Below are 20,915 nucleotides of genomic sequence, written 5' to 3' on the forward strand. Positions count from 1 at the left end.
CATGCGTCATGGCCGGGCTTGACCCGGCCATCCACGTCTTACTTTGTATCCCGGAACAAAGAACGTGGATGCCCGGCACAAGGCCGGGCATGACGGTCAGTGGGAGGGCAAGAGATGCGCATTCTCGTGGTCGGCGCCGGCGCGATTGGCGGCTACTTCGGCGGCAGGCTGCTGCAAGCCGGCCAGGACGTCACCTTCCTGGTACGCCCCAAACGCGCGGCGGAGCTCGCAAGCGCAGGCCTCGTGATCAGGAGTCCGGCCGGCGATGTCACGCTGAAGAATCCGCCGACGGTACAGGCTGACAAGCTCACCGGAACCTTCGACGTCGTGCTGCTGAGCTGCAAGGCATTCGACCTCGAGGATGCCATCAAGTCGTTCGCGCCCGCCGTCGGCCCGAACACCTGCCTCATCCCGCTGCTCAACGGCGTGTCGCATCTTGACGTGCTCGACAGGAAATTCGGCCGCGAGCGCGTGCTCGGCGGGCTCTGCGCGATCGCGGTGACGCTGAACGAGAAGCGCGAGGTGGTGCAGCTTGCACCGATGCAGTCGCTCGGTTTCGGCGAGCGTGACGGCACGATGTCCGATCGCGTCAAGGCGATCGCGGAAGTCTTCGCCAAAGGCAATTGCGGGGCGGCGCCGAGCCCGCATGTCATGCAGGACATGTGGGAGAAGTGGGTGTTCCTGGCCTCGCTGGCCGCCTCCACCTGCCTGATGCGCACCTCCGTCGGCAACATCATGGCGGTTGCCGGCGGCAAGGATTTTCTGCTCGGCATGCTCGACGAATGTTCGGCGGTCGCCACCGCCGAAGGCTTTGCGCCGGCCGGACCGTTCTTCCAGCGCACCCGCGGCATCCTGACCACGGAGGGTTCTCCGATGACGGCCTCGATGTTCCGCGACGTCAAGGCCGGCCTGCCGGTCGAGGCCGATCACGTGATCGGCGATCTCGTGGCGCGGGCGGATGCGGCAAAAATTCCGGTGCCAAGACTGCGCACGGCCTATACACATCTGAAGGCCTATGAGAAGCAGCGCGCAAGCTAGGGCCGGAAATTCCATGAACGTCACTGCCACAGAATTGAGCCGCCGCGCGATCCCGCGCGCCGATTTCGGCCGGGTTACCGTCTTCTTCGGCGAGAAGAACGGCAAGTATCCCGACGCCAACCAGGTGATCGTCCACGGCACGGATACGCAGGCCGCGTTCGATACGCCGATCGTGGCCAATCACATCGGTCCGGAATTCGACCGCAGCGACCTCGTGATCCTCGGCCATGTGCACGAAGATCACATGGCCGGACTGCACCGCCTGCCGAAGGCTGCCGTGCATGTGCACGAGGCCGACCTCGTGGCCGCGCAAAGCTGGGAAGGCTTGCGCGCCGCCTATGGCAGCGACGAGAGTTACGTGGCCGAGATGCTGGCGCGTTTCAAGCGCGACTTCTTCTACACGCCACGTCCCGATGCCATCGGCTACAGGGACGGCGCGGTGTGGGAGCTCGGCGGATCGCGCGTTCGCGCCTTCCATGCGCCCGGTCATACCGCCGGGCATTGCGTGCTGCTGGTCGAACCTGAGGGGGTCGCCTTCATCGGCGACATCGATCTCTCCAGCTTCGGCCCCTACTACGGCGACGCCTCGTCGAATCTCGGCGATTTCCGCCAGACGCTGAAGTCAGTCGCTGACATCCCGGCCAAGGTCTGGGTCACCTCGCATCACCGCGGCGTCTACACCGACCGCGCGCATTTCCTGCGCGATCTTGCCGCCTACACCGCCACGCTCGACGCACGCGACCAGCGCCTGCTGGACCTGCTGCGGGGGTCGCCGAAGACGCTCGCACAACTGGTCGAATGCCGACTGCTGTATCCGCCCGGCCATCAGGATTTGTGGGTGGTCGATGCGGAGACGCGCTTGATTTCCCGTCATCTCGATGAGATGCTCGCTGACGGACGGGTGCAGGTGGACGAAGGCGGCGTCTTTCGGCTCAGTTGACCGCGCCTATTCCACCAGCGTGAACTGCAGCAGCAGGTTGCGCTGGATCATCGAGAAATTGTCGTCGGAGACCATGGTGATCACGGTGTCGCCGGAAGGCGTCACGTGCGCGTCGATCCCCTCCATATTGTCGATCTCGTGGCCGAGATCGGCGGAGAAAATCGCCGGCCCGTCGACCACGGCACCCGGCGAGAACGATTTCAGCGCGATGCGCCGGATGCGGATGCCGACGCCGCCGAGCCAGGAGAATTTCCGTTCCAGCAGCAGTATGTCGCCCGACGGCAGCAGTGCCGCGTCGCTGACGTCGAAATCCTCGGATCGCTGTACCGAAAACTGTCCGGGAGTCTTGCCGCCGATCAGGAAGCCGAGAATGTTGCCCTGGGCATCCAGCGCGCGCTCGGAGATCGCAATCAGCGTGCCCGCCAACGGCTGGCCCTTCGGTATCTTAACCAGCGCTTCCAATCCCCTGTTGAAGGGCAGCTTGCGCGCCGGCGGCGGGAGCGGCACCTCTTCGCCATGCGCGCGGGTGAAACCCCGGGCAAAATCATAGCGCAGGATACGGTTGACGCGCTCCAGCCCGACATAGACCAGCGAACCGTCGAGCGCGATGCATTCGGTATCGAACCAGCCGCGCGCGGTGATCGGCTTGCCGTCGGGCCCGAGCATCGGCGAGGCCTCGACGTCCTCGAGCCCGATCATTTCCTTGGCCCGATAGGCGATGCGGCCGGTGAACCAGCCGCCCTTGTCGGAGATGGCGATGAAGCGCTCGCCCTTTGCATCGAGACGCAGGCCGGACAACCCGCCAAAGCCGCGGTATCGCGAGGTCAGCACCAGTCCGCTGCGGAATTCCAGCGCACCGAAGCGCGTGCGGGAGCGGTCGCGAGTATCGAAGCCGGCGAGCGGCCGCGCATTCACCTCGACCGAGACCGGCTCGGTGACGGAGAATTCATCCGTCTTCGCCCGCTTCGGCGGCGCCTGCACCGCCGTTTGCGTTAGCGCTTCCTTTGGAAAGGCCAGCCCGAAGAATCCCGCAGCCGCTGCGGTCAACAAACGGCGGCGGCTCAAGCCGGGGATCATGGGCTCAGGAATGCAGCCGTCGCCGGCCGCCGGACGCGGGCGCGCCATGAGTTTCGCTGAAGAGTTCGGCGAGCTTTTCGGTGATCGCGCCGCCGAGCTCCTCGGCATCGACAATGGTCACCGCACGGCGGTAGTAGCGCGTGACATCGTGGCCGATGCCGATCGCGATCAGCTCGACCGGAGAGCGGGTCTCGATCTCCTCGATGATGTGGCGCAGATGGCGCTCCAGATAATTGCCGGGGTTGACCGACAACGTGGAATCGTCGACCGGCGCGCCGTCCGAGATCATCATCAGGATCCGGCGCTGCTCGGGACGCGCCAGCAGGCGCTTGTGCGCCCAGTCCAGCGCCTCGCCGTCGATGTTTTCCTTCAGCAGGCCCTCGCGCATCATCAGGCCGAGATTCTTGCGCGCGCGCCGCCACGGCGCGTCGGCCGACTTGTAGATGATGTGGCGGAGATCGTTGAGCCGGCCCGGATTTGCGGGCTTGCCGGCGGCAAGCCACGCCTCGCGCGACTGCCCGCCCTTCCAGGCCCGCGTGGTGAAGCCCAGGATTTCGACCTTGACGCCGCAACGCTCCAGCGTGCGCGCGAGAATATCGGCGCAGGTCGCCGCCACCGTGATCGGACGGCCGCGCATCGAGCCGGAATTGTCGAGCAGCAGCGTCACCACGGTGTCGCGGAACGTCGCTTCCTTCTCGTGCATGAAGGACAGCGGGTGATAGGGATCGGTGACGACGCGCGACAGCCGCGCCGGATCCAGAATGCCTTCCTCGAGATCGAACTCCCAGGCGCGGTTCTGCTGCGCCATCAGGCGGCGCTGCAGCCGGTTGGCGAGCCGCGCGACGATGCCCTGCAGATGCGCGAGCTGCTTGTCGAGGTAAGAGCGCAGCCGCTCCAGCTCGTCATGGTCGCAGAGGTCCTCTGCCGCGATCACCTCGTCGAATTTCGGCGCAAATGCGTGATATTCCGGCCCGCGCGGCTCGTTGCGTCCGTGGCTATTCGGCCGTGTCGCCTCGCCCGGCGTCTCGTCGTCGCCGAGCTCGCCGTCGTCGAAAGTATCGGACGTCGAGGCCTGCGCGCTCTCCATTGCGCTTTCCGACATTTCGTCGGTGGAAGCCTGCGCCTGGTCGGCGCTCATCTCCTGCGCGGCGTCGCTGTCGGGCGCGCCTTCCGCGCCGGACTGGTCGTTCTCGCCGTCCTGGTTCTCGTCCTGGTCCTCGTCGTCGGAGTCCATGTTGCGGTCTTCGCCGAGATCAAGCGCGGACAGCAGGTCGTGCACGAGGTCGCCGAAGCGGGCCTGGTCCTCGGTGAAGCGGGCGAGCTGGTCGAGCCGCGTGCCGATCTTGTCCTCCAGCACCGGGCGCCAGAGGTCGACCATCTTCTTCGCCGCCGTGGGCGGCGCCATCCCGGTCAGGCGCTCGCGCACCAGCATGGCCAGCGCATCCGACAGCGGCGCATCGGCGCGGTCGGTGATCTCGTCGAACTTGCCGCGGTGGAAATGGTCGTCGAGCATCGCGGTGAGGTTCTTCGCCACACCCGACATCCGTCGCGCGCCGATAGCCTCCACCCGCGCCTGCTCCACCGCCTCGAACACGCCGCGCGCCTGCGGATTGCCGGGCATCAGCTTGCGATGCACCTTGGGATCGTGACAGGCGAGCTTGAGCGCGATCGAGTCGGCATGGCCGCGGATGATGGCGGCGTCGCGCTTGGACATCTTGCGCGCCGGCTCCGGCAGGCGCGCCTTGCCGGGCGCGAGGCCCGGCCGCTCGGCGGCGAAGGTGACGTCGAGTTCGGGTGCCTTGGCGATCGCCTTCAGGCACGAGGTCACCGCCCGCTTGAACGGCTCGGTGGGCGCTTCCCGGTTGTTGCGGAATTTCGAGTTGGAGATGCTCATAGCGCTTTCGTGAACCAGTGGCGCGTCACGCCTTCAGGATAGCCTTCGATCGAGCCGAATTCCTCGTAGCCGCAATTGCGGTAGAAGCCCGGCGCCTGAAAACTCATCGTATCCAGATAAGACCTCGTCGCTCCGAACTTCCTCGCTTCGTCCTCGATCGCCTTGATCAGCTTCGTGCCGAAATCCTTGCCGCGATATTTCTGCTCGATCCAGAACAGCTGGATGAACAGCACCGTGGTCCAGACCTCGCCGACGATTCCACCGACGATCTTGCCGCGCTCGCGTAAGGTGATGGCAAAGCGCTTGTACTTCTGCTTCCCCATCTTCTCGGTGTTGTAACCGATGAGGCCGCCGAGCACCGCCTTCTTGGCCTCGCCAATGGTGCGCTCGACGGAAACCTTTGGCATGGGCTAGCTGAGCGCCACGTTGACGGAGGATTCCGTCAGCTCCGCATTGAAGCAGCGCTGATAGAACTCGGCCACCAGCGGCCGCTCCAGCTCGTCGCACTTGTTGAGGAATGTGACGCGGAAGGCGAAGCCGATATCGCTGAAGATGTCGGCATTCTCCGCCCAGGTGATCACCGTGCGCGGGCTCATCACCGTCGACAGGTCGCCATTGGCGAAGGCGTTGCGGGTGAGATCCGCCAGCCGCACCATCTTGTTGACGATGTCGCGGCCTTCCGTCGTGCGATAGTGCTTCGCCTTGGCGAGCACGATCTCCACTTCCTCGTCATGGCCGAGATAGTTGAGCGTGGTGACGATCGACCAGCGGTCCATCTGGCCCTGGTTGATCTGCTGCGTGCCGTGATAGAGGCCCGAGGTGTCGCCGAGGCCGACCGTGTTGGCGGTCGAGAACAGGCGGAACGCCGGGTGCGGCTTGATCACCTTGTTCTGGTCGAGCAGCGTCAGCCGGCCGGAAACTTCCAGCACGCGCTGGATCACGAACATCACGTCGGGGCGGCCGGCGTCGTATTCGTCGAACACCAGCGCGATGTTATGCTGAAGCGCCCAGGGCAGGATGCCGTCGCGGAATTCGGTGACCTGCTTGCCGTCCTTGACCACGATGGCATCCTTGCCGACGAGGTCGATACGGCTGATGTGGCTGTCGAGGTTGACGCGCACGCACGGCCAGTTCAGCCGCGCCGCGACCTGCTCGATATGGGTCGACTTGCCGGTGCCGTGATAGCCGGTGACCATGACGCGGCGGTTCTTGGCGAAGCCGGCGAGGATCGCGAGCGTCGTGGCGCGGTCGAAGCGGTAATCCGCATCGACTTCCGGAACGTGCGGATCCACTTCCGAATAGGCCGGGACTTCCATATCGCTGTCGATACCGAACACCTGCCGGACCGACACCTTCATGTCGGGCAATCCCGTTATTTCGTTCTTGGTCATGGCGGCGGTCGTCATAAATCCTCCGAGGCCTCGGACGCGTTCCGAAACCAGATTGCATGAATGGCTGCGGATTGGGGGCTTTCTTGAAGCCTATCAGAGAGCACGGGCCGGCAGAAGCCCGCCGAACAATCAAAGTTCCACTGCCTTTTCATCAAGATAGGTGCTGGTCGCGGATTTTGGAAGGCTGCCCTGCGAATCACGCCGTACTTTTGCCGGAACGCCGCCGCCCTGGGGCATCCGATCGGTTGTAAGGTTCTCACGCCCTGCCGCGCTGCCGAAACGGGAATTTCGTGACCTCACTCCTCGATCCCCTCATTGCATTCGTTTCGGCCCATCCCTGGCTCGGCTATTTGACGCTGTTTCTGGCCGCCCTGCTGGAAGCCGTGCCGGTGGTCGGCGCGGTAATCCCCGGCTCGACCGTGATCCTCGCCTTGAGCGCGCTGGTGCCGGGCGGGGAGCTGCGGCTCGAAGGCGTGATGGCCGCCGCAGCCGCCGGCGCGCTGCTGGGCGACGCCACCGCCTTCTGGCTCGGCCATCGCAGCCAGCGTGCGATATTGGGCGCCTGGCCGCTCGCGAATTACCCGCGCCTGATCGAGGAGAGCGAGACCTTCTTCCGCCGCTGGGGGACACTCGCCGTGCTGTTCGCGCGCTTCGTGCCGCCGGTCCGCGCCTTCGTGCCGATCACCGCCGGCTCGCTCGGCATGGCGCCGTGGAAGTTCTACGGCGTCAATTTCATTGCCGTTCTGGCCTGGGCGTCAGCGCACACGCTACCCGGCGTGCTCGCGGTATCGGCAATGCATCGATATGCCGGACTGCCGCACCATGAGCATGTCGGCAAGCATCTGTGGATGTACGCCGTGGTCGGCGGCGCGGCGATCCTGGCGCTGGCGATCAGGACCATGCGTCGTCGCCGCGGCGGAGCGGTGAAGCCGGCGAAATAGTCCTACAAGATCTTCGGCGAAGTGCTGCGGCCCGGCGCCGGACCGACATAGCGGGCGCGCGGGCGGATCAGCTTGCCATGCTGCAATTGTTCGCTGGCGTGCGCGATCCAGCCGACGCTGCGCGCCATGGCGAACAGCGCCAGCTCGCTGCCTGCCGGCATCCGCAGCGCATGCACCAGCACCGCGAGCGCGTAGTCGATATTGACGAATTCGCCGGTCGCTTCCGCGATCCGTTCCGGAATTTCCCTGGTGAATTTCCGCGGCGCTCCGGCGCGCGTCAGCGCTTCCAGCAGCGACATGGCGCGGGGATCGCCGCGCTTGTAGACGCCATGGCCGAAGCCGGCAAAGCGCTCGCCCAGCGCAACACGCTCGCGGATGACCGGCGCGACGTCATTGTCCACCAATGTCTTCACCAATCGCGACGCCAGCACGCCGGCGCCGCCATGCTTCGGGCCCTTGAGCGCGGCGAGACCGGCGATCACGGCGTCATAGAGATTGAGGCCGGTGGAGGCGGCGCAGCGCACGGTGAAGGTCGAGGCGTTCAGCTCATGGTCGGCGAGCAGCACCAGCGCGCGGCGGATCAGGTCGGGTGCGTGCTTGTTGTCGGGCGCCCAGGCCTGCGCGATCTGCATATGCAGCGGCTCGGGCGAAGTGCTGCGGTTGAGCATGGTCGCCACCAGCAGCCGCACGATGCGCCCGCCGACCATGGCGCGGCCGTCGGCCGCGCGGGTGAACGCGCGCGGATCGGCGCTGGCCGCGAGCGCCAGTACCGCGATGGCGCGATCGATCGGTGCTGCGCGATGCGCGGCCTCCGCGATCGTTCGCATGGCGTCGGACACGGATGGGCAATTGTCGGGCGCAAAGGGATCGACGCTGGTGACGTCCCACAGCAGCGTCGCGGTGTGCTCCAGCGTGTCCTTCTCGGCGAGGTCGACGCAATTGACGCCGCGATAGATCGCGCCCTGCTCGGTGATGGTCCCGATCGCAGAATCCAGCACGGGCAGATCGGCATCGAAGCTGCGCAGGCCGCGCGGCTCCGGCGCCGGCACCCGGCGCTCCTTCAGGCCCCTGACGTCCTCGGCGCGGTAGCGGTGGCTGCGCGAATCCGGCGACGGTTCGGAGCGGATCAGACCGCGGCTGACATAGGCATAGAGCGTGGCGGGCGAGATCGACAGCTCGGCGGAGGCCTCGCGGGCGGAGAGGTAGAGCGCCTCGGATTTTTTCATATTGATTGATATAATCAAGATTGATCAATCTGTCGAGTCGTCCGACCTTAATCTCCGTGAACAAGGAGATCCGGCCATGAACATCCACCTCACCAAGAGCCAGATCGGTCTGGACGGCGTGCCCGCCGCCGAAACCGTGCTGAGCCATGTCGATGGCGAGCGCGGCGAGCTGATCATCGCGGGCGATTACGTCGGCCACCTCGCCGGCAAGTCGAGTTTCGAGAGCGTCACGGCGCGGCTGTGGAGCGGCGCCACCGGCCGCGTGACCGACGAGGCGCATGTGCGCGCCAGCCTGGGCGCAGCACGCGAGCGCGCCTTCGCCCGCCTGCCCGATCTGTTGCCGGCCACGCGCGGCATGTCCGTGGTCGACGGCTTTCGCGCCGCCATCGCGGGGCTGCGCGCCGAGAGCGGGCTCGAGCACGAGGCGACAATTGTCGGCGCGTTTCCTGTCATCGCCGGCGCGCTGGTGCAGCGAGCGAAAGGCGCCGATCCCGTGCCGCCTGATCCGAACACAAGTCACGCCGCCGATACACTGAAGATGCTGCACGACAAGCGGCCCGAGCCGCGCGAGGTCGCAGCCCTCGACGCCTATCTCGTCACCGCCAGCGATCACGGCATGAACGCATCGACCTTCACTGCGCGCGTGGTGGCCTCGACGCAGGCCGACCTGTTCGCGGCGATCACCGCCGGCTATTGCGCGCTGACGGGGCCGCTGCATGGCGGCGCGCCGGAACCGGTGCTTGAAATGCTGGACGCCATCGGCACGCGCGAGCGCATCAAGCCATGGGTCGACGATGCGCTGGCGCGCGGCGAACGCCTGATGGGTTTCGGCCACCGCGTCTATCGCGTGCGCGATCCCCGCGCCGATGTGCTGAAGGCCGCGATCGAGCGCCTGGCGGGCGAAGGCGCCGATCTTCCCTTTGCGGGCGAGGTCGAATCCTACATCCGCGCCGCGCTGCGCAGGAAGAACCCGGACCGGCCGCTGGAAACCAATGTCGAGTTCTTCACCGCGATCCTGCTCGATGCGCTGAAGATCCCGCGCCAGGCCTTCACGCCGATCTTCGCGGTCGCCCGCGCCGCCGGCTGGACCGCCCACGCGCTGGAGCAGCGGCGGACGGGACGGCTGATCCGGCCGAGTTCGTCGTATGTCGGAGCGAAGCCCGCGGCGTAGTGGAAGAAACGTAGGATGGGTAGAGCGCAGCGAAACCCATCATTTCGAGGCGAAGAGCGATGGGTTTCGCTTCGCTCTACCCATCCTACACATTACATTCGCGGTGAGGGGCTTACGCCTCCTTCACCACCGTCTTCAGATAATTATACGCCTTGATAATCTCGATCAGGCGGTCCTCGGTCGAGCGGTCGCCGCCATTGGCGTCGGGGTGATGCTGCTTCACCAGCGCCTTGTACTTGGCCTTGACCTCTACGATCGTTGCGCCCGCAGTGAGCCCCATCACCTGCAGCGCCTTGCGCTCGGCGTTCATCACCTTGCGCGTCTCGGCCTTGGCCTGCTGCGCGCCCGGGCGCCAGCGGCCGCGGCCGTTCAGCTCGGCGAACATCTGGAAGGGATCGGCGGCGCCGTCGAAGGTGCCCTCGCCCTGCCCCTTCGCACCTGAATTGGCGCCCATCTTCCAAGTCGGGCGATGGCCGGTCAGCGCATCCTTCTGGTAGCGCGCGACGTCCTCAGGATTCATGCCCTGGAAGAAATTGTAGGACTGGTTGTACTCGCGGACATGGTTGAGGCAGAAATGCCAATATTCGCGCGAGTTCTCGCGGCCCTTCGGCGCGCGATGCGGGCCCTTGTTCTGGCAGCCTGCCCATTCGCACATCATCGATTCTTCGCGGGCACGCGCCTGCGCCTTCGCGCTCAGCTTGTTCGGCTTGATGCGAATGGAGTCGAAGAACTTCGATGAATCGATTGCCATGACCGACTATGACTACGCAATGCGAGAGGCTTCAAGACTTGACATTGCGATTCCTTCGTATCCCGCCATTGACGAAACACGGGTACGGACGTAATGCCGCCTCCATGAGCACCAGGGACGCTATCATAAACAAGTTGCGTGAAGCTTTCTTGCCGGAAAGCCTCGACGTCGCCGACGAATCACATTTGCATGAGGGTCATGCCGGCCACAGGCCCGGCGGCGAGACGCATTTCAGGGTCTATATCGTGTCTCCCTCCTTCGAAGGGAAGAGCCGGGTGGAGCGCCATCGCATGATTAATGCGGCGCTCGCGGCGGAACTGGCCGGCTCGGTGCACGCGCTCGCCATTCATGCACAGGCTCCCGGGGAAAAACGGGGTTAACCGGCCAAGATCGGCAGAGACGGTTTGCCCGTTTTCATTTATGTAGGGAACGAGGCGACCGACGTAATTCCCGGATTTACTGGCGGGCAAGGGCCGGGCTGGCCCTGACATCGGCGCCGATTGATGGGGGCGTTCCCGATGCAAGTTGGGCCGTTGTTTCGAATTCGCCTGATCGCAGCCATTCTGTTTGTGGCCGGATTCGCCGGTGCGCCGTCTTCGGCTTCCGCGCAGGGCATGCCGAGCCCCTTCGTGCAGGAGGTGCTGGTCAAGAGCATCCTGGTGACGCTGTCGGATGCGGTCGCCTACGACAATTTCACCGTCCTTCACGCCAAGATCTCAAAGCCCTTTCGCGAGCAGTTTCCGCCGGAGAAACTGCGCGCCGTGTTCAAGGATTTGATCGACAAGCGCGCGGTGTTCGACGCCATCGTGGCCAAGCCGATCGTGCCCGACGGCGAGGCGAAGATCGACGAGAACGGCGTGCTGCGCCTGAAAGGCCGTTTCGAAACCACCCCGAAGCAGGTGAAATACCAGCTCGGCTTCATCCCGTCGGACGGCCTGTGGAAGCTGTCCGCCGTCACCATCGATATCGAATGACCTGCAATCAATGACCGAGGAATGACCCATGCGTAACCGCTTCATCGCCCTGTTCGTTCTCGCCTCCTGCGCTGCCGCCCAGGCGACATCGCTGTCGCCGGCCGACAAGGCGGCGCTGCTGAAGGGCACCAACGATTCCTGCCTCGAGAACCAGGTCAAGGACACCACCAACAAGGCGATGACGGTCGGCCAGTTGCAGACCTATTGCGACTGCTACGCGCGCGCCTTCTCCGACTTCATGCAGGTCGAGGACCTCGACAAGAACAAGGACACGCTGACGCCGGAGACCATGAAGAAGGCCGGCGAGTTCTCGCAGAGCTGCGCCGCGAACACGCTGAGGAAGTAGGGCGGGCGGGGCCGGATTCTGTCCGGGATGTCGAAGCTCAGTCGATCTTGCGCGCCTCTTCCGGCAGCATGATCGGGATGCCGTCGCGGATCGGATAGGCGAGCTTGGCCGAGCGCGAGATCAGCTCCTGTTTCGCCGCGTCGAATTCCAGCGGGCCCTTGGTCAGGGGGCAGACCAGGATTTCCAGCAGCTTGGGGTCGACGCTGGATTCGGAGCGCTCGGGCTGCGCGTTCATGAGACAGGTTCTCCGGTTCGCGGGCCACGCTCTAGCACATCCCGTTGCAACAGGGCTAGCGCGCGACGATCCGCAAGAGTTCGTCGAGCACGGCCTGCTGCCTGTCTGGCGGTAGCGGCTGGTCTGCCAGGGCATACCCGAAGAACGCCCAGAACAGGATTTGCGCCCGGGCGCGGGCGACGTCTTCGGCGAGGCCGGCGTGCCTGAGCAGTTCCTCGATATAGTCGAGCCGGCGGCGGTCGACCGCCACCACGGCGGCGCGCGCGCGGCTGTCGTTCGCGGCCCAGCTACGCACCGCCTTCTCCAGCACGAGCTTGCTGCCGAAGGTCAGCTTGAGCAGCACGGCGAGCGGGTCCTCGTCCTTGCTCCTGCCTTTGGCCGCCTCGACGCCGGCGATGATCTGCTCGGTGGCGACCTCGCGCCAGCGTTCGAGGATCGCCGCGTGGAAGGCGCCGATGTCGGCAAAGTGCCAGTAAAAGCTGCCGCGCGACACGCCCATCGCCTTGGCCAAAGGCTCGGCCTTCAGCGCCGTGAAACCGCTCCTGGCCAGCGTCTTCAGCCCCAGATCGACCCAATCCTGCGCCGAAAGCTGATCGGCCATGGTTCCCCGCCTCGCGACACCCCACCATACACAACTGTATTGACAGGCGCCAGCGCACCGTCCTACAACCATACAGTACTGTATGGTAACCGATGGAGGTTCCGATGCGCGATCTCTTGCTGCAGGGCGCCGGCGTCATTGCAATCCTCGTCAGCATCGCCCATGGCGTGATCGGCGAGACGAAAGTGTTCGCGCGCGGCACCGTCGAACCGCCGCGGCTGCGCACGCTGCTGCGGCTGGTCTGGCAGGCCGGCACCGTGGCATGGATCGCCTGCGGCGTGCTGCTGGTCGCCGCTCCCTGGATGGGATCGGACGTCGCGCGGCACTGGATCATCGCGACATCGGCGGCGGTGTTCGGCTTTGCCGCGATCGCCAATGCCCTGGCGACGCGGACGGTGCATCTCGGCTGGATCGGGATGAGCGCCGCGGTGGCACTGGCGGTCGCGGGCTACTAGCTCACTGCAGCCCCGGCTCGCCGCTGGTGCGCTTCTTCGCCAGATCCATCTCGGTCACCGCGATCAAGATCTCAGCGCGGGTCTTGAGGTCGGGGGCTTCCAGCATCGCCTGCTTTTCGGCGGGGCCGTAGGGCGACATCATCGCGAGCGCATTGACCAGCGCTTCGTTGGGCGCGCTCTCGATGCCCTCCCAATCGACCTTGAGGTTGTTGGCCTTCAGGAAATCGGTGAGCACGTCGAGCAGGGCCTGGCGGTCGACCGCCTCCTCGCCCTTGCGCGCCGTGAAGTCGTCGGCAAAGGCGAAGAAGTCGACCTTGCATTGCCGGTAGGGCGTGAGCACCGACAGTTCCTCGATCACCCTGAAGCGCGACACGCCCGTCAGTTCGAGGATGTAGCGGCCGTCGCCGGTCTCGGCGAGCTGGGTGATGCGGCCGACGCAGCCGACGCGAAACAGCGCCGGCGTCTTCTCGCTCGGCGAATGCGTGACGTCGGGCTGGATCATGCCGATCAGGCGGTGGCCGTCGCGGAAGCAATCGTCGACCATCGCGAGATAGCGCGGCTCGAAGATGTTGAGCGGCATCTGGCCGCGCGGCAGCAGCAGCGCGCCGGGCAATGGAAACACCGGGATCACTTCCGGCAGCTCGCCGGGTCCGCGATATTCGGCATTGATCGGCATGAGCGAGCAGTCCCCGGCGCTTTGCCCTTGAGTCTCAGGAGAACAGGATCGTCGACAGTCGCTTTCGTCCCTCGACGGTCGCCTCATCGGCGCCGCCCCACGCCTCGAAGAACTGCACCAGCTGCCTGCGCGCGCCGTCGTCGTTCCACTTGCGGTCGCGCTTGACGATCTCGAGCAGCTGCGCGGTCGCCTCGCTGCGCTTGCCTGCCGCGTTCAGCGCGGTGGCAAGATCGAAGCGCGCCTGATGATCGAGCGGGTTTGCGGCGACTTTCTGTTCGAGCTCGGCGACCGGGCCGACCGATTGGGCCTGTTCGGCAAGCTCGATGGCGGCCTGCACGGCCTTGACGCCGGCGTCGTTGCGCTTGGATTCCGGCACCATGGCCAGCGTCTGCTTGGCCTGCTCGATCGCACCCGTGGTGACGTAGCATTTGGCGAGGCCCGCAAGGGCTGCGATGTTGGTCGAATCGAGCGCCAGCACCTCGGCATAGATTTGCGCCGCACCCGCCGCGTCGCCATCGGCCAGCACCGCTTCGGCTTCGCCCAGGATCTCCGCGATGTTGGGTTCGCCCGCCGCCGGCACGCCCTTGGTCAGCTTGTCGATGAAGGCGTTGACCTGGCTTTCCGGGATCGCGCCCATGAAACCATCGGCCGGCTGGCCGTTGACGAACGCGATCACGGCGGGAATCGACTGGATGCCCATCTGGCCGGGGATCGCCGGGTGTTGGTCGATGTTCATCTTGACCAGCTTGACCCGGCCCTTGGCGGCACGGACCGCCTTTTCCAGGATCGGCGTGAGCTGGCGGCAGGGTCCGCACCACTCCGCCCAGAAGTCGATCAGCACGGGCTGTCGCTTCGACTCCTCGATGACGTCCCTCACGAAGGTCTGGGTGGTGGTTTCCTTGATGAGATCGGGCGCCGCCTGCGGCGCGCCGCCGCCCTGCTCCATGATGGTCACGATGTCCTCGCCTTGGTCTTTCGGAAGTGGGCCCCTTCTAGCACGGCCGGGCCCGATTAAGTGTGGGGTGGATTTGCCCTAATTGGAGCCGACCTTTGGTCTTTTCAATTGCCGGGAACCGGCCGAGGGTTGATTTCGGGGCATTTGGCGACCATTTCGCGATAAATTGCCTCATGGGGTGCGGATTTTAACGGTTCGCAGAACTGTTGCATTCACAGTGCGCATTTGGCATAGGTTCGCCGTTGCCGGCGACCAGTCGCCGCCATCCGGATGCGGGTGTAGCTCAGTGGTAGAGCACGACCTTGCCAAGGTCGGGGTCGAGGGTTCGAGCCCCTTCGCCCGCTCCAATCTCTTCAAACAAGCGCAATGACTTGGTCACTCCCTGCGGGGAGAACGGCTGTCGCATTTCGTGCGCGGGGTTGTTTCGCCGGGCCCTAGTAGGCGGACGCGCTGACGCGACCGCAAGGCGGATCCGGGACTAATCGGACGCCGCGCTATGGGCAGCCAAGACCGCTTTGCGATATTCGTCCCCTGCGCCGACGAGCGCGAGCGCTGAATCGGCGCGATGCCGCAACGTCGTTTTGCCATCGCGGTCGGCGATCAGGCGAGTGGTCAGCTTCTCACGGAAATCGTCAATGATCTTCCGGTCGTTCGGTGTCAGGGCCATGCGAATCGTCCTTGTCTGCGACAGCGGGAAATCCCGGTGCGGCGCAGATGTGGATCGAATCTGAAAAGCCCCGCCGCGATCGAGAGCCGCAGCATCAGCAGGCCGTAAAAGTCGCGCCCGGTCGCAAAACCTTCCGCGCGTCAGGCAAGGCCCGCGAAGTCCCACCAAGGGCGAGGACGTAAACGGGATCGTTCCTCTTGTGGCAGCACGCCCACTCGTGCGGGCATCATTATTGCGCTGCAATGCTTGCACCACAAAATTGTCTCAAAGCGAACTGCCGCGCCAGACTCAATTCAGTCTGGTCATCGCCGCGCAGCGATAGGCGAGCCTCGCGCTTCTCACGCGCTAGGGATGTGATAGGCTTTTGCGGTCTGACGCTCAGCCAGACCCACTGACGTTTCGTCCCGACTTCAAAACAATAACGCCGGCCTTCCGGCCGCACAGGGGAGTGACGCGATGAAATCGGCTATCAACGGATGTGTACTTGCGCTTGCGGCGGCCTTCACGGTCGTGATGGCCGGTGAGGCCACAGCCCAGCAAAAGGCGCTCAAGAAATACGAATCCGGCACCAAGGAATTCTGGGCCAACCCGCCGCCCGACTGGTTCCTCGGCGACGAGAACGAGGCGCAGAGGGGACAGGCGCCGCCCTCCGGTCCGCCGACCGGCGCCTCGGACGCGGAGCTCGCCAATATCGTCAAGAAGATCAAGCTGCCGGCCGGCTTCAAGATCGAGGTCTACGCCTCCGGCGTGCTCGCCGCGCGGCAGATGGCCTGGGGCGACAAGGGCACGCTGTTCGTCGGCTCCTTCGGTCTCGGCAATGTCTACGCAATCAAGGACAGCGGCGGGAAGAAAGAGGTCAAGACGGTCCTCAAGGGACTGAAGATGCCGACCGGGCTCGCCTTCCAGGATGGCGCGCTCTACGTCATCGATATCGACAAGCTGATCAAATACGAGAACGCCGAGGCCAATCTCGACAACCTCGGCCAGGGCAAGGTGGTGTATGACGACATGCCGTCCTATGTCGCGCATGGCTGGAAATACATCGCGGTCGACAAGGATGGCTGGTTCTATCTGCCGTTCGGCCCGCCCTTCAACATCGGCATCCCCCCGACCAGCGTGTCGCAGATCCGCCGCGTCGATCCCAGGACCGGCAACGCCGAAATCTGGGCGCTCGGCGTGCGCAACAGCGTCGGCGGCGACGTCGATCCGCGCAGCGGCAAGTACTGGTTCACCGAGAACGCCCGCGACTGGATCAGCGACGACATGCCGAGCGACAAGCTCAACATGATCAACCGGATCGGCGAACACTTTGGCTATCCCTATTGCCATCAGGGCAACATGCCGGATCCGAAATTCGCCATGGGGCACAAATGCTCGGAGTTCACGCCTCCGGTCGTCAATCTCGGCGCGCATGTGGCGCCGCTCGGCATGAAGTTCTACACCGGCAGCATGTTCCCGGCCGACTACAAGAACAACATCCTGATCGCCGAGCATGGCTCCTGGAACCGCAAGAAGTACCAGGGCGCGCGGATCAAGCGCGTCATCGTCGGCCCTGACGGCAAGAACCCGAAGTCGGAAATCTTCGCCTCCGGCTGGCTCGAGGGCGATACGGGCTATCTCGGCCGTCCGGCCGATATCGTGCTCGCCAAGGACGGCGCGATCCTCGTCGCCGACGACTGGGCCGGTGCGATCTATCGCATCAGCTACAGCAAGTAGGCGTGGAACCATCGGAGGCTGCGGTTGCTTGAAGGAGCAGCCGCGGCCTCTTGCTTTAGCCTGTCATTGCCGGGCTTGACCCGGCAATCCATCGTACTTCACGAGATTCTGACGAAGCAGGATGGATGCCCGGGCCATGCCCGGGCATGACGAGGAGAGTTTGAAATGCGCAGTCTGCCTTTCGGAATCGCCGTCGCGGCAGCAGCCTTCGTCGGCGCTGCTCCCGCCCGCGCCGCCGACATCGCGGCCGGCAAGGAAAAGGCGCAACTCTGCGTCGGATGCCATGGCGAGAACGGCATCTCGCAGATGGAGAACGTTCCGTCGCTGGCCGGTCAGCTCGACCAGGTCATCCAGTGGCAGCTGGTCTATTTTCGCGCCGGCGCGCGTAAGAACGAGCCGATGCAGCCGATCGTCGATCAGCTCAGCAACGAGGACATCCGCAATCTCGGCGCCTATTTCGCCTCGCTGCCGCCGCCGAAGCCGGAGCCGGACGATGACCCGGACCTGTCAAGGAAGGGGGCGCAGGCGGCCGCCGGCCGCCGCTGTGCGTCGTGCCACACCGACAGCTATGCCGGCGCCAAGGCGGCGGCCCGCATCGCCGGCCAGCGCGAGGACTATCTGCTGAAGGCGCTGCGCGACTACAAGAAAGGCGTGCGCTCCGGCGGCGGACAGGCGGCGATGGCCGAGGTTGCCTACCCCCTCAGCGAGGAAGAGATCGTCGCACTCGCGCATTATCTCGCGCATCTCTGAGGCGGAGACTATTTCTCTGCCAGCGGGTGCAGGTCGCGCACCAGGCTCTTCAGCCGTTCTTCCACCACATGGGTGTAGATCTGCGTGGTCGAGATGTCGGTGTGACCGAGCAGCGTCTGCACGATGCGCAAGTCGGCGCCGTTGTGCAGAAGATGGCTGGCGAAGGCATGGCGCAGCACATGCGGCGAGACCAGCCGCGGCGCGAGGCCTGCGGCGGCGGCCAGTTCCTTCAGGTCGCGGGCAAAATGCTGCCGCGTCAGATGGCCGCTCTCGCCGAAGGAAGGAAACAGCCATTTCGAGCCGGCGACGCTCTTCTTCTTCGAAGCAGGCAGCGCCTGCATCGCGGCGAGATAGTCCGCCATCGCCTGCCGCGAGGCGTCGTTGAGCGGCACCAGCCGCTCCTTGTCGCCCTTGCCGCGCACCACGATCATGCGCGCGTCGCGCCGCGAGGCCGACAGCGGCAACGATACCAGCTCGGAAACGCGCAGGCCTGTGGCGTACAGTACTTCGAGCAGGCAGTAGAGCCGCAGCGCGCGCAGCCGCTGCAGGCTGGAAGGGTCGGAGGCCTGGGCCAGCTCCCGCGCCCTGGTCAGCATCCGGTCGACGTCCGATATCGACAGCACCTTGGGCAGGCCGCGGCCGCGCTTGGGGCCGGACAGGATGGCGGCGGGATCGTCACTGCGGACCCGTTCGTTGAGCAGGAAGCGGTAGAGATGGCGCATCGCCGACAGCCGGCGCGCCACGCTCGAAGACTTGAAGCCGCGGGTGTCGAGGTCGGCGAGATAATCGCGCAGTCTTTGCGTGTCGGCGGCCACGAAGGTCTGGCCGGCATGGCCCAGGAATTCGGAGAAGTCGGTGAGGTCGCGGCGGTAGGCCTGCAGCGTGTTGTCGCCGGCGCCCTGTTCGGCCGCGAGCATGTCGAGGAACAGGGTAATCAGCCTGGCATCTGAGGGTTTGGTCCGCATCCCCCGATCCTAACCCCTATTTCTTGAGGAACCTGTCCGGCGGGATGGTGACCGTCATTTCCCGCGGCTTGGGGTTGACGAGATTAGCCAGCACAAACACCACCCCATAGCCGATCCCGGCGATGATGCCGACAACCGTCAGGAAACGGAACAGACTGGGCATTTCAGCGTCTCAGGCAACGAATTAACCATCAAGTCAGGCCGGGCGGGCCGGTCAGGCCTTACCAGCATGTTTCGCCCTTTCCTTGCAAGAGTCTCTGGCATGGGCATCTGCGGGGGTAGTATAGGTGGCGCCAAACGCGGCAATTTCGCGATACGAGCCGATTGATGTCTGAAACCGCCTCGCAGGCAGCCTCAAGCCTGTCCCATGACGCCGAGATCGCTGCGGCGCTGGGCAAGCGCTGCATTGTGCTGATCGGCATGATGGGCGCCGGCAAGTCGACCATCGGCCGGCGCATCGCGGCCCGGCTGCGGCTGCCGTTCACCGACGCCGACACCGAGATCGAGGCGGCGGCGGGCATGTCCATCCCGGATATTTTCGAGACCCATGGCGAACCGCATTTCCGCGACGGCGAGGCGCGGGTGATCGCGCGCCTGCTCGATAGCGGCCCTGCGGTGATCGCAACCGGAGGCGGCGCCTTCATGCGCGAGGAGACCCGCAGCCGCATCCGCGACAAGGCGGTGTCGATCTGGCTCAAGGCGGACGCCGACGTGATCATGAAGCGGGTACGCCGCCGCTCCGACCGGCCGCTGCTGCAGAATGCCGATCCCGAAGGAACCGTCAGCCGGCTGCTCGGCGAGCGTGAGCCGGTCTACGGAACTGCCGACCTGACCATCCTGTCGCGCGACGTTCCGCACGACAAGATCGTCGATGAATGCCTCGCGGCGCTGCGCGCAAAGCTTTGCGCCGCCACACCGGACAAGATAGACGCCACGCCATGACCGCGCCCATCAAGCACTCCGATCCCATCATTGTCGACGTCGCGCTCGGCGAGCGCGCCTATGACATCGTGATCGGCCGCGACGTGCTGCAATCGCTGGGGCCGCGCATCGCCGCGATCCGCCCGGGCGTGCGCACCGCCATCATCACCGACCGCACCGTGGCAAGGCACTGGCTGGCGCCGGCCGAGGCGTCGCTGGCGCAGGCGGGCATCCCGAGTTCGGCCATCGTGGTCGAGGAGGGCGAGGGCTCGAAGAGCTATGCCGGGCTCGAGAAGGTCAGCGAGGCGCTGATTGCAGCGAAGATCGAGCGCAACGATCTCGTGGTTGCGCTGGGCGGCGGCGTGGTCGGAGATCTCGCGGGCTTCGCAGCCGCGATCCTGCGCCGCGGCGTCGATTTCGTGCAGGTGCCGACGTCGCTGCTGGCGCAGGTCGATTCCTCCGTCGGCGGCAAGACCGGGATCAACTCGCCGCAGGGCAAGAACCTGATCGGCTCGTTCCACCAGCCGGTCCTGGTGATTGCCGACACCGCGGTGCTCGATACGCTGTCGCCGCGCCAGTTTCGCGCCGGTTATGCCGAAGTCGCCAAATACGGCCTGCTCGGCGACGAGGCCTTCTTCACCTGGCTGGAGAAGAACCACAACGATATCTTCGCCGGCGGCGCTGCGCGCGAACATGCGATCGCCACCTCGTGCCGCGCCAAGGCCGCGATCGTGGCGCGCGACGAGCGCGAGACCGGGGAGCGTGCGCTGCTCAATCTCGGCCACACTTTCGGCCATGCGCTGGAAGCGGCAACCGGATTCTCCGATCGCCTGTTCCATGGCGAGGGCGTGGCCGTCGGCATGGTGCTGGCCGCGGAATTTTCCGCGCAGCTCGGCAAGATTTCGCAAGGCGACGCCCAGCGCATCAGGCATCATCTCGCCGCTGTCGGCCTGCCCACCCGCCTGCAGGATATCGCGGGCTTCGCGCAGGAAGGCCTTGCGGACGCCGACGCGCTGATGGCGCTGATGGCGCAGGACAAGAAGGTCAAGCGCGGCAAGCTGACCTTCATCCTGCTCGAGGCGATCGGCCGCGCCGTGATCGCGCCCGATGTCGAGCCGGCGCCGGTGCGCGATTTCCTGCAGCAGAAATTGGCGGGATGAGCGCGATAGCGGCAGGACATATCGTGTCGGAAGCGCCGCGCGGAGCCGGATCAGTCGCGAGGCAG

Annotated in this window: 25 protein-coding genes and 1 tRNA gene; 13 read left to right on the plus strand and 13 right to left on the minus strand. The window is 65.3% G+C overall.

Annotated features, from left to right (window positions below):
* Positions 1-114: 114 nt before the first annotated feature.
* Positions 115-1,038 carry a 2-dehydropantoate 2-reductase gene (panE, locus tag HZB49_RS24860; RefSeq protein ID WP_291616194.1) on the plus strand — a complete coding sequence of 308 codons (924 nt, stop codon included), beginning with the start codon at positions 115-117 and terminating at the stop codon, positions 1,036-1,038.
* A 13-nt stretch (positions 1,039-1,051) separates the two neighbouring features.
* Positions 1,052-1,978, plus strand: coding sequence for an MBL fold metallo-hydrolase (locus tag HZB49_RS24865; protein WP_291616196.1), 927 nt, complete (start codon positions 1,052-1,054; stop codon positions 1,976-1,978).
* Between the two features lie 6 nt (positions 1,979-1,984).
* Here HZB49_RS24865 and HZB49_RS24870 read toward each other — a convergent pair whose 3' ends face one another.
* From HZB49_RS24870 to cobS, 4 genes are all read right to left on the minus strand, one after another.
* Positions 1,985-2,995 (minus strand): esterase-like activity of phytase family protein, encoded by a 1,011-nt coding sequence (locus HZB49_RS24870; RefSeq protein WP_291616394.1) that lies wholly within the window; start codon positions 2,993-2,995, stop codon positions 1,985-1,987.
* Between the two features lie 64 nt (positions 2,996-3,059).
* Entirely contained in the window at positions 3,060-4,949 is a 1,890-nt protein-coding gene (gene cobT, locus HZB49_RS24875) for a cobaltochelatase subunit CobT (RefSeq protein ID WP_291616198.1), read from the minus strand.
* Positions 4,946-5,356: a GNAT family N-acetyltransferase gene (locus HZB49_RS24880; RefSeq protein WP_291616201.1), complete on the minus strand. Its 411-nt coding sequence runs from the start codon at positions 5,354-5,356 to the stop codon at positions 4,946-4,948. Before HZB49_RS24880 ends, cobT begins: the two co-directional genes overlap by 4 nt.
* Positions 5,357-5,359: 3 nt before the next feature.
* On the minus strand, positions 5,360-6,355 hold the full coding sequence (cobS, locus tag HZB49_RS24885; protein WP_291616203.1) for a cobaltochelatase subunit CobS: 996 nt from the start codon (positions 6,353-6,355) through the stop codon (positions 5,360-5,362).
* A 275-nt stretch (positions 6,356-6,630) separates the two neighbouring features.
* On the opposite strand from cobS, the gene HZB49_RS24890 reads away from it, so the two are divergent.
* Positions 6,631-7,281, plus strand: coding sequence for a DedA family protein (locus HZB49_RS24890; protein WP_291616205.1), 651 nt, complete (start codon positions 6,631-6,633; stop codon positions 7,279-7,281).
* A 2-nt stretch (positions 7,282-7,283) separates the two neighbouring features.
* On the opposite strand, the gene HZB49_RS24895 is transcribed toward HZB49_RS24890, so the two are convergent.
* Complete coding sequence (locus HZB49_RS24895; protein ID WP_291616207.1) at positions 7,284-8,507, minus strand: citrate synthase family protein; 1,224 nt, start codon at positions 8,505-8,507, stop codon at positions 7,284-7,286.
* Positions 8,508-8,583: 76 nt separating this feature from the next.
* Here HZB49_RS24895 and HZB49_RS24900 point away from each other — a divergent pair, with 76 nt between their 5' ends.
* The gene (locus HZB49_RS24900; RefSeq protein ID WP_291616209.1) at positions 8,584-9,678 is read left to right on the plus strand and encodes a citrate synthase/methylcitrate synthase; all 1,095 of its coding nucleotides are present in this window, start codon (positions 8,584-8,586) and stop codon (positions 9,676-9,678) included.
* Between the two features lie 112 nt (positions 9,679-9,790).
* On the opposite strand, the gene HZB49_RS24905 is transcribed toward HZB49_RS24900, so the two are convergent.
* A complete protein-coding gene (locus HZB49_RS24905; RefSeq protein WP_291616211.1) occupies positions 9,791-10,429 on the minus strand; it encodes a DnaJ domain-containing protein in 639 nt (212 codons plus the stop codon).
* Positions 10,430-10,533: 104 nt separating this feature from the next.
* Between HZB49_RS24905 and HZB49_RS24910 the strand changes: the two genes are divergently transcribed.
* The 3 genes from HZB49_RS24910 to HZB49_RS24920 all read left to right on the plus strand — a co-directional run bounded on the left by HZB49_RS24910 (position 10,534) and on the right by HZB49_RS24920 (position 11,749).
* A complete protein-coding gene (locus HZB49_RS24910) occupies positions 10,534-10,809 on the plus strand; it encodes a BolA family protein (RefSeq protein ID WP_291616213.1) in 276 nt (91 codons plus the stop codon).
* Between the two features lie 153 nt (positions 10,810-10,962).
* Positions 10,963-11,403, plus strand: coding sequence for a hypothetical protein (locus tag HZB49_RS24915; RefSeq protein WP_291616215.1), 441 nt, complete (start codon positions 10,963-10,965; stop codon positions 11,401-11,403).
* 28 nt (positions 11,404-11,431) lie between these two features.
* Positions 11,432-11,749 carry a hypothetical protein gene (locus HZB49_RS24920; RefSeq protein WP_291616217.1) on the plus strand — a complete coding sequence of 106 codons (318 nt, stop codon included), beginning with the start codon at positions 11,432-11,434 and terminating at the stop codon, positions 11,747-11,749.
* Positions 11,750-11,786: 37 nt separating this feature from the next.
* Here the strand turns inward: HZB49_RS24920 and HZB49_RS24925 are convergent, their stop codons facing one another.
* Together HZB49_RS24925 and HZB49_RS24930 are read right to left on the minus strand one after the other, a co-directional pair.
* Positions 11,787-11,984, minus strand: a complete 198-nt coding sequence (locus HZB49_RS24925) for a Trm112 family protein (protein ID WP_291616218.1) — start codon at positions 11,982-11,984, stop codon at positions 11,787-11,789.
* A 55-nt stretch (positions 11,985-12,039) separates the two neighbouring features.
* A complete protein-coding gene (locus tag HZB49_RS24930) occupies positions 12,040-12,585 on the minus strand; it encodes a TetR/AcrR family transcriptional regulator (protein WP_291616220.1) in 546 nt (181 codons plus the stop codon).
* Positions 12,586-12,689: 104 nt separating this feature from the next.
* Here HZB49_RS24930 and HZB49_RS24935 point away from each other — a divergent pair, with 104 nt between their 5' ends.
* Positions 12,690-13,040: a hypothetical protein gene (locus HZB49_RS24935; protein ID WP_291616222.1), complete on the plus strand. Its 351-nt coding sequence runs from the start codon at positions 12,690-12,692 to the stop codon at positions 13,038-13,040.
* A gap of 1 nt (position 13,041) precedes the next feature.
* Here the strand turns inward: HZB49_RS24935 and HZB49_RS24940 are convergent, their stop codons facing one another.
* Together HZB49_RS24940 and trxA are read right to left on the minus strand one after the other, a co-directional pair.
* Positions 13,042-13,716, minus strand: coding sequence for an LON peptidase substrate-binding domain-containing protein (locus HZB49_RS24940; RefSeq protein WP_291616224.1), 675 nt, complete (start codon positions 13,714-13,716; stop codon positions 13,042-13,044).
* Positions 13,717-13,750: 34 nt separating this feature from the next.
* A complete protein-coding gene (gene trxA / locus HZB49_RS24945) occupies positions 13,751-14,671 on the minus strand; it encodes a thioredoxin (protein ID WP_291616226.1) in 921 nt (306 codons plus the stop codon).
* 272 nt (positions 14,672-14,943) lie between these two features.
* Here trxA and HZB49_RS24950 point away from each other — a divergent pair.
* Positions 14,944-15,018, plus strand: a tRNA-Gly gene (locus HZB49_RS24950).
* Between the two features lie 131 nt (positions 15,019-15,149).
* Here HZB49_RS24950 and HZB49_RS24955 read toward each other — a convergent pair.
* Entirely contained in the window at positions 15,150-15,338 is a 189-nt protein-coding gene (locus tag HZB49_RS24955) for a hypothetical protein (protein WP_291616228.1), read from the minus strand.
* A 456-nt stretch (positions 15,339-15,794) separates the two neighbouring features.
* On the opposite strand from HZB49_RS24955, the gene HZB49_RS24960 reads away from it, so the two are divergent.
* Both HZB49_RS24960 and HZB49_RS24965 read left to right on the plus strand, forming a co-directional pair.
* Positions 15,795-17,054 (plus strand): PQQ-dependent sugar dehydrogenase, encoded by a 1,260-nt coding sequence (locus tag HZB49_RS24960; protein ID WP_291616229.1) that lies wholly within the window; start codon positions 15,795-15,797, stop codon positions 17,052-17,054.
* A 165-nt stretch (positions 17,055-17,219) separates the two neighbouring features.
* The gene (locus tag HZB49_RS24965) at positions 17,220-17,804 is read left to right on the plus strand and encodes a c-type cytochrome (protein WP_291616232.1); all 585 of its coding nucleotides are present in this window, start codon (positions 17,220-17,222) and stop codon (positions 17,802-17,804) included.
* A gap of 8 nt (positions 17,805-17,812) precedes the next feature.
* Here the strand turns inward: HZB49_RS24965 and xerD are convergent, their stop codons facing one another.
* Together xerD and HZB49_RS24975 are read right to left on the minus strand one after the other, a co-directional pair.
* A complete protein-coding gene (gene xerD, locus HZB49_RS24970; RefSeq protein ID WP_291616234.1) occupies positions 17,813-18,769 on the minus strand; it encodes a site-specific tyrosine recombinase XerD in 957 nt (318 codons plus the stop codon).
* 16 nt (positions 18,770-18,785) lie between these two features.
* Positions 18,786-18,932, minus strand: a complete 147-nt coding sequence (locus HZB49_RS24975) for a histidine kinase (RefSeq protein WP_291616236.1) — start codon at positions 18,930-18,932, stop codon at positions 18,786-18,788.
* Between the two features lie 164 nt (positions 18,933-19,096).
* Between HZB49_RS24975 and HZB49_RS24980 the strand changes: the two genes are divergently transcribed.
* Positions 19,097-19,711, plus strand: a complete 615-nt coding sequence (locus HZB49_RS24980) for a shikimate kinase (RefSeq protein WP_291616238.1) — start codon at positions 19,097-19,099, stop codon at positions 19,709-19,711.
* Positions 19,708-20,850 (plus strand): 3-dehydroquinate synthase, encoded by a 1,143-nt coding sequence (gene aroB, locus HZB49_RS24985; RefSeq protein WP_291616240.1) that lies wholly within the window; start codon positions 19,708-19,710, stop codon positions 20,848-20,850. The genes HZB49_RS24980 and aroB overlap by 4 nt, the downstream gene beginning before the upstream one ends.
* Positions 20,851-20,915 lie beyond the last annotated feature (65 nt).

The sequence above is a fragment of the Bradyrhizobium sp. genome, assembly GCF_016219575.1.
GTDB lineage: Bacteria > Pseudomonadota > Alphaproteobacteria > Rhizobiales > Xanthobacteraceae > Bradyrhizobium.

What these genes read in the sequence shown, in the direction of transcription:
- HZB49_RS24895 (WP_291616207.1), bottom strand. Translation starts at nt 8,507, where the DNA reads ATGAAAAAATCCGAGGCGCTCTACCTCTCCGCCCGCGAGGCCTCCGCC.
- cobT (WP_291616198.1), bottom strand. Translation starts at nt 4,949, where the DNA reads ATGAGCATCTCCAACTCGAAATTCCGCAACAACCGGGAAGCGCCCACC.
- HZB49_RS24920 (WP_291616217.1), top strand. Translation starts at nt 11,432, where the DNA reads ATGCGTAACCGCTTCATCGCCCTGTTCGTTCTCGCCTCCTGCGCTGCC.
- HZB49_RS24980 (WP_291616238.1), top strand. Translation starts at nt 19,097, where the DNA reads ATGTCTGAAACCGCCTCGCAGGCAGCCTCAAGCCTGTCCCATGACGCC.
- xerD (WP_291616234.1), bottom strand. Translation starts at nt 18,769, where the DNA reads ATGCGGACCAAACCCTCAGATGCCAGGCTGATTACCCTGTTCCTCGAC.
- HZB49_RS24865 (WP_291616196.1), top strand. Translation starts at nt 1,052, where the DNA reads ATGAACGTCACTGCCACAGAATTGAGCCGCCGCGCGATCCCGCGCGCC.
- HZB49_RS24900 (WP_291616209.1), top strand. Translation starts at nt 8,584, where the DNA reads ATGAACATCCACCTCACCAAGAGCCAGATCGGTCTGGACGGCGTGCCC.
- HZB49_RS24965 (WP_291616232.1), top strand. Translation starts at nt 17,220, where the DNA reads ATGCGCAGTCTGCCTTTCGGAATCGCCGTCGCGGCAGCAGCCTTCGTC.
- aroB (WP_291616240.1), top strand. Translation starts at nt 19,708, where the DNA reads ATGACCGCGCCCATCAAGCACTCCGATCCCATCATTGTCGACGTCGCG.
- HZB49_RS24975 (WP_291616236.1), bottom strand. Translation starts at nt 18,932, where the DNA reads ATGCCCAGTCTGTTCCGTTTCCTGACGGTTGTCGGCATCATCGCCGGG.
- HZB49_RS24960 (WP_291616229.1), top strand. Translation starts at nt 15,795, where the DNA reads ATGAAATCGGCTATCAACGGATGTGTACTTGCGCTTGCGGCGGCCTTC.
- HZB49_RS24880 (WP_291616201.1), bottom strand. Translation starts at nt 5,356, where the DNA reads ATGCCAAAGGTTTCCGTCGAGCGCACCATTGGCGAGGCCAAGAAGGCG.
- panE (WP_291616194.1), top strand. Translation starts at nt 115, where the DNA reads ATGCGCATTCTCGTGGTCGGCGCCGGCGCGATTGGCGGCTACTTCGGC.
- cobS (WP_291616203.1), bottom strand. Translation starts at nt 6,355, where the DNA reads ATGACGACCGCCGCCATGACCAAGAACGAAATAACGGGATTGCCCGAC.
- HZB49_RS24905 (WP_291616211.1), bottom strand. Translation starts at nt 10,429, where the DNA reads ATGGCAATCGATTCATCGAAGTTCTTCGACTCCATTCGCATCAAGCCG.
- HZB49_RS24935 (WP_291616222.1), top strand. Translation starts at nt 12,690, where the DNA reads ATGCGCGATCTCTTGCTGCAGGGCGCCGGCGTCATTGCAATCCTCGTC.
- HZB49_RS24955 (WP_291616228.1), bottom strand. Translation starts at nt 15,338, where the DNA reads ATGGCCCTGACACCGAACGACCGGAAGATCATTGACGATTTCCGTGAG.
- HZB49_RS24940 (WP_291616224.1), bottom strand. Translation starts at nt 13,716, where the DNA reads ATGCCGATCAATGCCGAATATCGCGGACCCGGCGAGCTGCCGGAAGTG.
- HZB49_RS24910 (WP_291616213.1), top strand. Translation starts at nt 10,534, where the DNA reads ATGAGCACCAGGGACGCTATCATAAACAAGTTGCGTGAAGCTTTCTTG.
- HZB49_RS24925 (WP_291616218.1), bottom strand. Translation starts at nt 11,984, where the DNA reads ATGAACGCGCAGCCCGAGCGCTCCGAATCCAGCGTCGACCCCAAGCTG.
- HZB49_RS24930 (WP_291616220.1), bottom strand. Translation starts at nt 12,585, where the DNA reads ATGGCCGATCAGCTTTCGGCGCAGGATTGGGTCGATCTGGGGCTGAAG.